The 13,646-nt window shown below is 38.9% G+C and carries 7 protein-coding genes; all 7 read right to left on the reverse strand.

Going from position 1 to position 13,646, the window contains the following annotated elements; translation table 11 throughout:
* Nucleotides 1-284: 284 nt before the first annotated feature.
* Nucleotides 285-2,696 carry an ABC transporter permease gene (locus NMK93_RS02925; RefSeq protein WP_254526395.1) on the reverse strand — a complete coding sequence of 804 codons (2,412 nt, stop codon included), beginning with the start codon at nt 2,694-2,696 and terminating at the stop codon, nt 285-287.
* Between the two features lie 189 nt (nt 2,697-2,885).
* A complete protein-coding gene (locus tag NMK93_RS02930) occupies nt 2,886-5,270 on the reverse strand; it encodes an ABC transporter permease (RefSeq protein WP_254526393.1) in 2,385 nt (794 codons plus the stop codon).
* 234 nt (nt 5,271-5,504) lie between these two features.
* A complete protein-coding gene (locus tag NMK93_RS02935; RefSeq protein WP_254526392.1) occupies nt 5,505-7,865 on the reverse strand; it encodes an ABC transporter permease in 2,361 nt (786 codons plus the stop codon).
* Between the two features lies 1 nt (nt 7,866).
* Nucleotides 7,867-8,238, reverse strand: coding sequence for a hypothetical protein (locus NMK93_RS02940; protein ID WP_254526390.1), 372 nt, complete (start codon nt 8,236-8,238; stop codon nt 7,867-7,869).
* Nucleotides 8,239-8,722: 484 nt separating this feature from the next.
* Entirely contained in the window at nt 8,723-9,403 is a 681-nt protein-coding gene (locus tag NMK93_RS02945; RefSeq protein WP_093098540.1) for an ABC transporter ATP-binding protein, read from the reverse strand.
* Nucleotides 9,404-9,453: 50 nt separating this feature from the next.
* Complete coding sequence (locus tag NMK93_RS02950; RefSeq protein ID WP_254526388.1) at nt 9,454-11,838, reverse strand: ABC transporter permease; 2,385 nt, start codon at nt 11,836-11,838, stop codon at nt 9,454-9,456.
* A gap of 169 nt (nt 11,839-12,007) precedes the next feature.
* Nucleotides 12,008-13,261, reverse strand: coding sequence for an efflux RND transporter periplasmic adaptor subunit (locus tag NMK93_RS02955; protein ID WP_185211048.1), 1,254 nt, complete (start codon nt 13,259-13,261; stop codon nt 12,008-12,010).
* Between the last annotated feature and the right edge of the window lie 385 nt (nt 13,262-13,646).

Consider the following 13,646-nt stretch of genomic DNA (forward strand, 5'->3'; position numbering starts at 1 on the left):
TCCTGATGGCTCCGCCGAAGGATCTCGGAACTATCCAAACTTCATTTGAAATAGTTTTCTCATCTTACGATTTCGAAATGACCCCTATCCAAAAAAATATAAAATAGATTCTTCGTTGTACTCTGAATCCCTCTGATTTTCAATCTGTTAATTCCCGGCAATAGTCCGCCGGAAAATTCTATTGTCTATTGTCTTGTGTCTTATGTCTTAAGTCTTAACCCCTTTCCACTCTCTCAAATCTCATATCTCACATCTCATGTCCATTCAAGGGCAAAGCCCTTGAATTACTCATCCCTCAAGCTATCTACAGGATTTGCTTTGGCGGCGAAGTAAGTCCTGGACGTAAGGACCAGTGTAGCAACTGCCGAAAGGCCAATTCCTGCGATGACAAAAATCCACCATGAGAGTTCGGTCTTATAGACAAAATCGTTGAGCCATTCATGCATAAAATACCAGGCAATAGGGAATGCGATGACAGAAGCGATAATGACAAGGAGCATTAGGTTTTTCAACAGTAAGAATATTATCTGGCTGACCGAAGCACCTAGAACTTTACGGATGCCGATTTCTTTTACACGCTGGTTGGTGATGAATACAGCCAAACCAAACAATCCCAGTGAAGCAATGCTGATGGAAAGCCATACCGCCCAACTCAACAGCTTTGATAGGTTCTGTTCGGTTTTATAGAAATTGGCAATAATATCATCGACGAATTTATAGTCAAATGTTTCCTCAGGGTAGAGGCTTTTAAACTTGCTTTCGATTTTACTAATCGCATTTTTCCAAGTTTCAGGGTGGTTTTTATCCAAAGCCACATGCATCATATAACCCGAATTGCTGCTCCAGTACATCGTAGGTCTTACGGCTTCGCGTGCTGAAGAAATATTAAAATCCTTCATTACTCCAACAATGGTTGTTTGACCATTATTGAATGTTTTGCCAATGGCGTCCTCAGGATTTTTCAGACCAAGAAGTTCCAACATCTTGACATTGATAATACTTTCCGAAACAGAGTCAAGGACTCGGACGTTTCTACCAGTTATTAGCGGAATATTATAAACCTTAATAAAGTTCTCATCCCCATTTCTAGCATCGAAGGTGACCATTTTCTTGTCCGAAGTGTTTTGGTCATACGCCATTCCGGAGCTCATGTAACCATTGAATGCCGGCGATTGATTGCCAAAACTAACCGCATTTACTTCAGCTAAATTTTCCAATTCAGTCTTTAGGACCTTTCCCTTTTGTTCACGGTCGAAGTTTGGAACGAAAAAAGTCACTACTGCATCCTTATTGAAACCCATATCCATATTAATAGCATAATGGATCTGCTTGGATACCACCAATACGGCAATCAAAAAGACTTGCGCCAAAACAAATTGGAAAATGGTCAATCCTTTTCTTACCCAGGCGCTTCTACTCAGATTACTGTTTTTTGTGGCTTGGTTTTTCAAGGCCATAATAGGAGAGTATCCCGTTAGGACCCAAGCCGGATAAAAACCCGCGATACAGGTAATAACTAGCAGTTGAAGAACCAAAAATCCTATGATTTCCAAAACTGGAATGGACGAAACGGTAAATCCTTTAGGAAGAAATCCTGCGAAGGCCTGAGTCAGGATAGGAATTAATATTACGGATAATATCGTAGCAAATCCTGCAACTAAAAATGTCTCCAATAGAAATTGTTTTACCAGATTTGACTTCTTTCCACCCAATGTTTTCCTGATTCCAATCTCTTTAGCACGCTCTGTAGATTGAGCCGTAGAGAGATTGATAAAATTAATAGCTCCTAAAGTCAGTAGGAAGACCGCTAACAAGATTAAGTTTCTTAAGGTGGATTCTTTTACAGCATTGTAATTGAATTTAATGTCAAAATGGACATCCTTTAAAGGTTGAAGGATAAAATTATCCTTCCATTCATAATCATTTTGCTCTTTGTTCTTACTTAAGATCCCAGCAATTACCTTTTCAATATTTTTAGGCGAAGTTCCAGGTTTTAATAAGAGAATACATTGATTGCCACCATTATAATTACTCCATTGATCCCAAGATTTTATCACTTTCAAGGAAGCATTGTTTTCAACCGTAGAAACTGAAATTATTCCATCATACTTGAAATCAGAATTCTCTTTCATATCAGCTACGACAGCTCCAACAGTCAATTGTATGCTATCAGCAAATAAGATATTTTTCCCTACCACATCACTAGCATTAGCCTTTGGGAATAGAATCTCGGCCTTACTTTGGGTAAGAACAATAGTATTAGGCTCTTTTAGGGAGTTGATATCTCCCGCTAAAGAAGCATGTGGAAATATGCTGAAGTATTTTTCATTGCTAAAGGTCAAACCTTCTTCATTTGGAAATACCTTTTCTTCCTGACCAGCTTCCTTTTCGATTTTCAACTTTGCAGTCCCTAATTCCAAATTCGGAACAACTGCCTCCACACCCGTCAATTCTGTTTGCATGGCCCGTATCAATGGAACCAATACCGCGTCGCCTTTATAACCTCCATCACTTACAACCTTATATACACGGTCTCCATGTGGCAAATGCTTGTCAAAACTAAAGTCATAGCGCACCATCAAAAAAATGATCAGGGTCGCACAGATCCCAATGGCCAAACTGATTACACTAATAGAGGTTACCAGTAAATTTTTCTTTAAAAATCTCCAAGCCGTTTTAAAATGATTTCTTAACATTTTGGTCAATATTTAATTTAATATCTTCTTTATTAATCCCCCTAGCAATACCCCGCCAGAATTTCTGTTGTCTTATGCCTATTATCTTATGTCTACAGCCATGTAGCCTTCCCTCTCTCTCAAATCTCATATCTCACATCTCATATCCATTCAAGCATCTCATATCCATTCAAGGGCAAAGCCCTTGAATCACTCATCCCTCAAGCTATCCACCGGATTTGCAAGTGCAGCTTTTATAGATTGGAAACTAATAGTTGCCAGAGAAATAAAGATTGCTGCTGCTCCTGCGATCACAAAATAGTACCATTCCATATGGATGCGGTATTCAAAATCTTGCAGCCAGTTGTTCATTGCCCACCAAGCAATTGGTGAAGCAATTAAGATGGAAATCAAAACCAATTTGATAAAGTCCATGGATAGGAGAGAAGTAATCTGAGGAACCGAAGCACCCAAAACCTTTCTTACAGCAATTTCCTTCATTCTAGTTTCCGCCATATAGGCAATCAAGGCAAGAAGCCCCAAACAGGAAATAAAGATGGTCAAGCCAGCAAAGAGCATGGCAATTGTACCAATAGCCTGAGCTTCCTTGAACTTGTTTTCAAATACCTTATCAATAAAGTGATAAGAGAATGGATACTCAGGATTGTATTTCTTAAATATGCCTTCTATGGTTTTTATATTGTCACTAGTTGAATGTGCTGGATTAAGCCGATAATGAACAACACTAAAATAAGATGATGGACCTAAAATTACTGTTGGTTCAGTTTTGCCAAATGGAGATGCCATCACGAAATCTTTGATTACCCCGACAACTGTCAGCCTCCTGCCATCACCATTGATAATGCTTCCTACCGGGTTCTTTAACTTCAATACCTGAGCGGCAGCCTCATTAATAAGTACAGCGTTGCTATCTGTAGGAAATTTGTATGCGTCAATATCTCGCCCATTGATCAAGGTAAAGCCTAAGGTTTTTATACCATCAGCATCAGAACTGAAACGGTTAAAATTTATTCTTTTATCTTCATCTAGGGATGCATCAGAGTAAAATCCCCAGCCGGAACTATAACGATCAGTAACTGGAGATAGGTTTTTGGAAACTGAAACCACTGCATTGCTACTGAGAAGGTCATTTTTTATGCTTTTGAAGTTCTTCTCAATATTTCCTTCAATTTCAGTATAAACCAAACCATTTTCTTGGTATCCACGATCTCTTTCTTTGCTATGGTTGATCTGTTGATAAACAACTACGGTTGCAATAATCAAGATGATGGCTAGGGTAAATTGAACGATAACTAAAACCGAGCGCATACTTACACCTTTAGTGGTTGCCTTAAACTTCCCTTTCAACGTACTGATTGGTTTAAACGCTGAAAGAAAAAATGCAGGATAGGCACCAGCTAATAAGCCTGTAAATAAAGCAAAACCTAATAAAAACAACCAGGTTGAGGCTGTTAAAAATGAAATTGAGATATTCTTAGAAACTAACTCATTAAAGTAAGGAAGAGCAATTATTATGATGATAATCGAAAGTACAGCTGCGAGAAGACTGATGAGGATACTTTCTGTCAAAAACTGAAGTATTAAACTTTTTTTGTCTGCTCCAATAACTTTTCTTACGCCAACTTCCTTGGCCCTTCTTTCTGATTTTGCCGTACTTAAGTTCATAAAATTAATACATGCAACTAATAGGATAAAACCACCTATCCACGCAAACAGATTAACTAGGTCAATCCTCCCTGTTTTGAATTCGCCACCTTTCCCATTATTATATAAAAACTGATCCTTATAGGGAAATGCGAAAATATCTACGGTACTTCTATTAACTGATGTATTGTTGTCACCATTGATATGGTCCCTTGTAAAACTCTTTATCTTATTGTTGAAATCAGAAAGTGATATTCCATTTTTCAACAAGATATAAGTGAAAATAGAATTGTTAGACCAATTCTCATCATAATAATTGATGCTTTTGGGATATTCCCAAGAAATTAAGCCTTCAAAATCAAAACTTGAATTCGAGGGAATATCCGCGATAACCGCTTGTACTCTGACTTGGTCCACAGAATCAATTTTTATGATCTTGCCAATTGGATCTTCATTACCAAACAGGTCTTTGGCTTTCTTGGCTGTTAAGACGATGGATTTTAGGTCATTCAGTAAATTGCTCTTTTCTCCAGCTATAATAGGAAAACTGAACATATTAAAGAACCCAGGGTCGACAAATGATAAATTGGTTTTTAATTTTTTATCTTCATAGCTGGTCAAAAAATAATTCTGATCGCTATATCTAGAATACGATTCAATATCCGGAAATTCTTCTTTCATGGAAGGACCAAGGATCTTTGGGGTGTAAACCCAAGCATATTTTGATCCTTGATTCTCATCCCTATTACTCATGATATACAAACGGTCACTTTTCTCATGATACCGATCCATGGTCAGCATATTCTGCAACCAAAGCAAAATCATTAATGCACCAGCCATCCCAATCGCCAATCCGATGATATTTATTGCCGTAAATCCCTTATTCCTTAAAAGATTCCTCCACGCTATTTTGATATAGTTCTTAAGCATTACTTTCTTATTTAATGGTTAGCAATAGATTCACTGGCTCCCCGAAGAATCCCTCTACTTTTTAATCCGTTAATTCCCGATGGTGTCCCTCCAGAAAGTTCTGTTGTCTTATGTCTATTGTCTGTTGTCTACAGCCATGCAGCCTTTCCACTCTCTCAAATCTCATATCTCATATCTCAAATCTCAAATCTTAAATCTCACATCTCATATCCATTCAAGGGCAAAGCCCTTGAATTACTCATCCCTCAAGCTATCCACCGGATTAGCAATTGCAGCTTTAATCGACTGATAACTCACGGTCAAGATGGTGATCAGCAAAGCCAGTACGGCTGTAAAGGCAAAGATTTCCCAGCTGATATTGATTCTATAAGTATAGGAATTGAGGTATTTATTCATGGCCCAGTAGGCGATTGGAAAAGCAATTAAACAGGCGATTCCAATCAATAAAATAAATTCTTTGGAAAGCAATCTGGTGACAGAAAACACAGAGGCACCTAAAACTTTGCGAACACCAATTTCTTTCGTTCTACTTTCAGCCATATAGGCTGCCAAACCAAATAAACCTAAACAAGAGATAATGATGGTTAAGCCTGCAAAAAGAGCTGCCAGTTTTCCGGTTTTTTGAGTTTCCTTGAATTTCAAGGCATAGGCCTCGTCCACAAATTTGTAGTCAAAAGGAAAGTCAGGATTGTATTTTTTGAAGATAGCCTCTGCTTTTTTCAGGGCATCTATGGTCGTCAAGCTTGGGTTGAAGCGGATATGGATATTGTTCATCCAGCCACTAGCTCCTTCAATAACCAAAGGTTTGACAGGTTCAAATGGAGACTCTTGGATGAAATCTTTAATGACGCCGATGATATGGAATTTCCTTCCTCCATCATCGAAAATTTTGCCGATGGGGTCTTTGAAGCCCCTGACTTTTGCTCCGGATTCATTGATAATGGCAGCCATCGAATCGGTCGGGAATTTGGTCAGATCAAAATCGCGACCTGCTATTAGGGTAAAGCCCATGGTTTCAACAACTCTATCATCACCTGTTTGGCGATTGAAATCGATAATGCTATTGGGGTCTTTTCCTTCCCAAGTGAAGCCATTCCAGCCGCTCCAACGTTCTGTTAATGGAGACATTAATCGACTAACTGATTGCGCCACATTCTGGTCTAATAGTTCCTGCTTGATCAGTTGCACATTCTTAGTGATCTCACCGACCTCTGGAACATAGATCAGGTTTTCTTTTTCAAATCCAAAGTCGCGATCCTGGGCATGTTTGATTTGCTTTTGGATCACTACGGTACTCACGATCAATATCAAGGCTATACTAAATTGGGTAACAACAAGTACTTTCCTGGGGTTGATTTTTTGCTGTATGCTGTGCAAACGTCCCTTTAACACCTTGACCGGATTAAAGGAAGACAGAAAGAATGCAGGGTAAATGCCGGCTAGAAAGCCAGTGAACAAAACAAAACCAACAAATAGGATCCAAAACCTGAAATCCTGAAATGGCATCTTGAATTTCATGCCCACCAAATCATTAAAGGCCGGTAGAACCAAGATGACAAGTATAAAGGCAATCAGACCTGAAAAACAAGCCAGTAATAATGATTCTGAAAGAAATTGAAACACCAAACTCTTTTTTTGCGCTCCAACTACCTTTCGGATTCCAACCTCCTTCGCCCTCTTTTCACTTTGGGCTGTACTGAGGTTCATAAAGTTTATACAGGCAATCAACAGGATTAAAGCAGCGATAAGGGTAAATGTTTTCACCATTTCTATCCTTCCACCAATTACTTTTCCGTTCTCGTATTTATTGTAAAGGTATCTATCAGCAAAGTCGGTCAGAAAACTGACTGTCTTTACATCGGAGTGCCTTGGAATCAAGTCTTTGATTTGTTCTTGGATTTTAGGAAGATGCTTTTTATCATTTATTTCTACGTATAGATCCACGGAACTATTTCCCCATTGGCTATCTGAAAACCCTAGTTTTTCCATTAAGGTCCAAGGAACATAATATTCATATCCTTGGAATATAGAATTGGATTCTGTTTCCTTTATGACTCCAGTAACTGCTAGCACATTGGTACTATCCAGTCTGATCGTTTTCCCCATTACATCTGTAGTTCCAAAGAGATTGTTGGCAAGTTTCTCAGATAAGACAATGCTATTCGGGGCTTTTAACAGTGTATTTCTATTCCCGCTCAATAAGGGTAATTCAAACATGTTCAAAAAGGCGGAATCTACAAACACACCGATTCCTGCCGGAACTTTTTTATCGCCAATTGTAAATAAAAAACCTCTGGTTCCACTTAACCTAGAAACATTCACTACTTCTGGAATTTCCTCCTTTACCACGGCTGCCATAGGTTTTGGAGTAGAAAACCATGTTGCGGAATCCTGATCTGTTGCTTCTTTAGAACCTACAGTATACAGATTTTCGATTTTTGGGAAATTCTTGTTGAACCCAAATTGAAAATTGACCCATAATAAAATCAGCATGGCTGCTGCCATACCAATGGCTAATCCAACAATATTAATTGCCGTAAAACCCCGGTTCTTCTTAAGATTACGAAAGGCTATCTTGAAATAGTTTTTTAGCATATCAGATCAGGTAATTGATTTGTTTAATGAACTGCGGAAGGTTTGAAGCCTTACGCAAGACAACAATTACCTTATTTCCACTTGCAAGTGGTTTTATCCTTATAATGGTATCCTTTTTGCATAATCTGCTCAGTTCCATTTCCGAACGTTCGATTCCAGCAACGACTTGCTCCTTAATTGAAAACTCTTTCGTCTCAGCAGCATACCAAACCCCATCTGCAGGGATGTTTTTATTAAATCCATATTGCAGGTTTAACATCAACAAAACCATCAAGCTTGATAGGCAACAGATGCCCCAAACTGAGTTTTTTCCCTTTAATCCTTTAACCTTCTTCAGAAGCGTAAAGGTTATATTTAAATATTGACTTTGCATGGCCTTTGATTAGTGATAAGGTTATGAAACTATAATTTTTTCAATCCATAAATCAATATCCAATTCATTTGCCAAAATTGTAAATAATTCATTATCAATTGATTGTTAATTATTCAAGTATGGTAGTTGTCCGTTATCGGACGGTTGTTTGTTCGGTAATGGACGGCTTACAATAGTATTTAATAGAGAGTATTAATATTAAGACCTTGAACCGAGATTGGGTAGTATATTATCGCTTGAAAGTCCCCCATACTGTAGGCCTAGATGAATTTATGGTTGATAGGCAATCCGCCAATAATCTTGTTCTATCCTCTCATCCCTTTAATCCTGGTTCATACACAGATCTTGGTCCATCCTCCCATCCCATCCATCCTGGTTCAAATCCCCAAAAATCCTTTCACAAAAAAGCCGGCCTTTTGGGCCGGCAGTTATATCAATAGTTTAACAATGTCTAAATACTAAATACTTTCTACTAAATACTACCCTACAATGCCGTTGTAGTTTCCAAGATAACTTGACCATCCAGCATCCGGATCACTCGGTCTGAAAATTTTGCATCATGCTCTGAGTGGGTAACCATAACGATTGTTGTTCCGCTTTCGTTGAGTTCGGTCAACAACTGCATGACTTCATTACCATTGCTGGAGTCTAAGTTACCAGTGGGCTCATCGGCAAGGATCAGTTTGGGATTATTCACTACCGCGCGGGCAACGGCCACACGCTGTTGCTGACCACCGGAAAGCTGTTGTGGAAAGTGATTACGACGGTGCATAATCTGTACTTTCTCCAGTACCTCTTCCACGCGTTTCTTACGTTCTGCAGGAGGGACATTGGTGTAGACCAATGGAAGTTCCACGTTTTCAAATACAGTCAACTCATCGATCAGGTTGAAACTTTGGAAGACAAATCCAATATTGTGCTTACGCAAATCCGAGCGTTTGTTTTCCTTGAAATGAGCAACCTCAATATTATTGAAAAGATAACTGCCTTCATCCAAATCATCCAAAAGACCGATTATGTTCAAAAGGGTAGACTTTCCACATCCCGAAGGTCCCATTACTGCAACAAATTCACCTTCCTTAACATGGATATTCACATTGTTCAAGGCAACGGTCTCTACCTCCTCGGTACGGTAGAATTTTTGAAGATTGGTTATTTTTATCATGAGTTTCTTTGTTTAAAATAAATAAATTTCAGTTTTATAATAGGTTAATGTTATTCGTTCCTCAATGTTTTCGTAGGGTTGCTCGTTGCTGCCCGCAAGGCTTGGGTACTGATGGTAAATAAGGCTATGACTAAGGCTAGACCTGCAACCATCAAAAATATCATCCAAGGCATATCCATGTGATAATTGTATCCCTTTAGCCAATCTTGCATAAACCACCAAGCGATTGGATAGGCTATCAAACATGAAATCCCAACTAAAATAATAAATTCAGTATTCAACATTCTTACCAAGCGTCCTACAGATGCACCCAATACTTTACGGATACTGACTTCACGAGCTCTTTGTTCTGCTGAAAATGCCGCTAATCCCAATAATCCTAGGCAGGAAATAATGATGGCCAAAATAGAGAATAGACTAGCCAATTTTTGCAGCATCATTTCTGAAGAAAAATAGTTGTTAAAATCATCATCCAAAAAGCTGTAATTGAATGGGAATTCTGGGTTATACTTCTTCACGATCCCTTCAATTTCTTTCAGCACCTTTGGAAAGTCCACCCCCGGTTTCGTTTTGATATTTAATATTCCTGCTTCTACGCCATAGGCTTGTCCTAAGGCTAAAGGTGCCAATACCAAAGGCTCTGCTTCATCATAAATACTATTGTAAACATAATTTTTTACAACACCCGCTACAGTTAATGCTTCCCCTTGAAACTTGATTAACTTCCCGGCTACCATGCCATCGGGTTGAATCAGTTTCGCCATGCTTTCATTGATTAATACCGAACTGCTATCGCCTAATAGGTTAGGTCTGAACGTTCTTCCATCCATGATTTTCATGCTCAAGGCATCTACGAAATCCTCATCTACAAAGGAGAAGCCAATCAAGATCGAAGACTTTGGATCTTTACCATCCCATTCGAATGAGGAGGTATTGGAACCGACCTGTAGAACACTTCCACGGCTCAAACCTACCACCTCCACATTACCGGTGGCTTTCAATTCCTGCTTGATTACAGGGATGTGTTTGGACATATCCCCTAAAATATTCGTCATAATAACCTGGCTTCGGTCAAAACCTAAGTCCCGGTTCTTGGCAAACTGGATCTGAAGGTAAATGACAGAGGTACATATCATTAAGATAATGGCTGCTGTAAATTGGGTAATGACCAATCCTTTTCGGATAAGATTGCTGCTTCCAGCTTTTCTCTTGCCACCCTTCAATGTGGTCAATGGGTCAAAAGAAGAAAGGAAAAATGCTGGATAACTACCGGATATAATTCCAACCACTAAAATAATGGCGCTAATAAATCCAATTTGCTGCCAATTGCCAAAATCAATCGCAAGCTCTTTGTTGACCATGGTATTAAATGTCGGTAGACCTAATTTGACCATTCCGATAGCCAAAATGCCGGCAACAAATGCGAAAACAATGGATTCTCCCAAGAATTGCATGATTAAGGAGCCTTTCTTGGCACCAACAATCTTACGCATGCTAACTTCTTTTGCTCTTTTCTCAGACCTTGCAGTCGACAGGTTCATGAAATTGATACAGGCAATTAATAAAACCAACCAAGCGATAGAAGTAAATAATCGAACGTTTTTTATTCTTCCATCCTTTTCAATCCCTTGTTCAAAACGGTCGTACATGCGCCATCTTTCCATCGGGTAAAGGAAATTCTCCGAATTGGCTTCTTTATCATTGTTGATCTCGGCTATGTAATTCTTAACCTTCGCATTCACTGCATTTATATCTGCATTTGGCTCTAATTGAACAATGGTCTGAATGCTGTTGTTTCCCCAGAAATCATATCCTAATTCTTTATTGGCTTCCATGATTTTGAAATTCAGGAGCCAATCATATCGGTAATTCGTATTTTTTGGAAAATCCTTCGTAACAGCTGATACGGTATAAACTTGATTGTTGTCGAACTTTATCGTCTTTCCAACAGGGTTATCATCATTGAAGAAGCGTTTGGCAGTGGATTCACTCAAAACTATGCTACTTGGGTTATCTAAGGCTGTTTTTGCGTTTCCTGCCAAGAATTCCGGATTGAGGATACTGAGGATTTCTGGATCCACATAATTTCCAGATTGATAGATATGTTTATCCCCAACTGTAAATAGTTTAGTAGTTCCCCAGTCAATCCTGCCTGAATTGAGAATCCCTGGGATATCCTTTTTTAGGGCTTTGGCAAATGGACCTGGTGTAGCGCCAAATACATTGATGTTTCCATCATAGGTCTGCTTTGACTTGGCAACATAGATGTCCTTTTTATTGCTGAAATAATCATTGTAGGAGAGCTCGTCTTGAACCCAAAGAAAAATCAATGCTGTTACGGTTATTCCCAATGCTAAACCAAAAATATTCAAAAAGCTATACCCCTTGGTTTTCCATAGGTTTCTAAAGGCAGATTTAATAAAATTTTTGATCATAATCTATTTTTGGTTGTTTTGTCATTATGCCGAATTACTGTGAGGCTTTCCTAGCCATCACAGCGCTTCGACATGCCTTTATTTATTATTTATTCATTTGGATTTTTATCTTCAATAACCGTCGCCCTCGAATTAGCAAATCAATGACGACGGTTAATAGGCAAACACCTTATTGCTTTATATTTAATTCCTGTATTTTATCATAAGTTTCATAACTCGAAACCACCACTTTATCACCAGGTTTCAATCCATTTAGCACTTCATAATATTCAGGATTCTGCCTTCCTAGTTGTAAATCTGTCCGGTAAGCTGTTTTTCCATCCTTATCCAGTTTGAATATCCAGTTTCCAGCGGTCTGTTGGTAGAACCCTCCCTTAGCTAATAATATCGCCTTGGTTTCATCGCTTAAGGCTAAGCGGATGGTTAAGGTCTGACCTCGGCGTATGCCTTCCGGCCTTTCACCGATAAATTCCATATCCACTTGGAACCTTCCGTCTTTGACTTGCGTGTACACTTTTTTGATCCTTAGCTCATATGTTTTATTACCTATGCTGAATTGTCCCTTCAGGTCGGGGAAGATGCGGTTGATATAGTGTTCATCAATTTCTGCGCGGACCTTGAAGCCGGTCAATACATCGATCTGGCCAAGTCGTTCACCGGGGTTCTTGTTTTGTCCCACTTCTGCATCAAATGATGTCAACTGTCCGTCTACTGGAGCACGGAGGATCAAATCTCCAACTTTCTTGCGCATCAGATCCAATGCCTGTTGGGTACTTTGATATGTCTTGCGATCTTGATTCAATTTTTGGTTGTTGGAAATTTCATCCTGTTTCAAGATCTGCTTGGTCAATTCTACCCTTTCCTTTTGGTAGTTATATTCGTTCAGCGATTTCTGATATTCCTGAGAACCGATTGCTTTCTCTTCCAAAAGTTTTTTGTTCAATTCATATATACGTTTAGATTCCTTGTAGGCCTGCTCTACATCTGCCATTTGGTTCTTGTTGGAAATGGAAGCCTGTTGCGCATTGGTCTGCGCAATCTGGGCCTGGGTCAAAAGGTTCAAGACCTGCGTTTCATTCTGAACCAAACTCAACTCCATATCTGTATTGGAAAGTCGCATAATGGGATCCCCTTTATGTAAATGCGCTCCATCTTCTACATATTTTTCTTCAACGCGACCACCAACGGAAGCATCTAGATAGATACTGCTGATAGGAAGTACGGTACCATTTATAGGAATGAATTCTTGAAATGTATCTTCTTTAACTTCAAAGATGGAAATACGCTCTGCATCCACATTCAACTTGCTGTTTCCACTGGTATAGTAATAACTTGCACCGATCAGCGCAACAATACCGGCAATTCCAGCTACAGTTAGGATCCTTTTGCTATTCCACTTCTTTTGTTCAATTGGTCTGTCCATGTAATTCTATGTTCAAATTTGCAATATGCATATACAAGGTTGTGCCAAAGTTTTAAAATCATGTAAATCAATGTTTTAAATAAAATATGCTGGATTTGACTGTTCGAAAGCGAACAGTAATTGTGCGATGCTGAACAATAAAAAAGCAGGCTAATTAATGCTAGGTCTGATTTGGGATTTCAAGCACTTAATTAAAAAGCTTGAAAAAGTTGGGGCTTAGTTTTCTACTGCAGATTATTCTTCAATTAATTGGTTTCATTCGACCCTTGTTCGAGGCAGCTTCGAGAAAAAATTGAACTTCATGCAGTGCATTTTGCGAAAATTCCGAATGTGTCCCGAATAAGGTCAAGTTATAACCTACTTTGGAACTCTACTTTTTGTAAAA

The organism is Sphingobacterium sp. LZ7M1 (assembly GCF_024296865.1).
Taxonomy (GTDB): domain Bacteria; phylum Bacteroidota; class Bacteroidia; order Sphingobacteriales; family Sphingobacteriaceae; genus Sphingobacterium.

Excerpts from the sequence above, each read along its gene's own strand:
- NMK93_RS02925 (WP_254526395.1), bottom strand. The coding sequence starts at position 2,696 with ATGTTAAGAAATCATTTTAAAACGGCTTGGAGATTTTTAAAGAAAAAT.
- NMK93_RS02950 (WP_254526388.1), bottom strand. The coding sequence starts at position 11,838 with ATGATCAAAAATTTTATTAAATCTGCCTTTAGAAACCTATGGAAAACC.
- NMK93_RS02945 (WP_093098540.1), bottom strand. The coding sequence starts at position 9,403 with ATGATAAAAATAACCAATCTTCAAAAATTCTACCGTACCGAGGAGGTA.
- NMK93_RS02955 (WP_185211048.1), bottom strand. The coding sequence starts at position 13,261 with ATGGACAGACCAATTGAACAAAAGAAGTGGAATAGCAAAAGGATCCTA.
- NMK93_RS02935 (WP_254526392.1), bottom strand. The coding sequence starts at position 7,865 with ATGCTAAAAAACTATTTCAAGATAGCCTTTCGTAATCTTAAGAAGAAC.
- NMK93_RS02940 (WP_254526390.1), bottom strand. The coding sequence starts at position 8,238 with ATGCAAAGTCAATATTTAAATATAACCTTTACGCTTCTGAAGAAGGTT.
- NMK93_RS02930 (WP_254526393.1), bottom strand. The coding sequence starts at position 5,270 with ATGCTTAAGAACTATATCAAAATAGCGTGGAGGAATCTTTTAAGGAAT.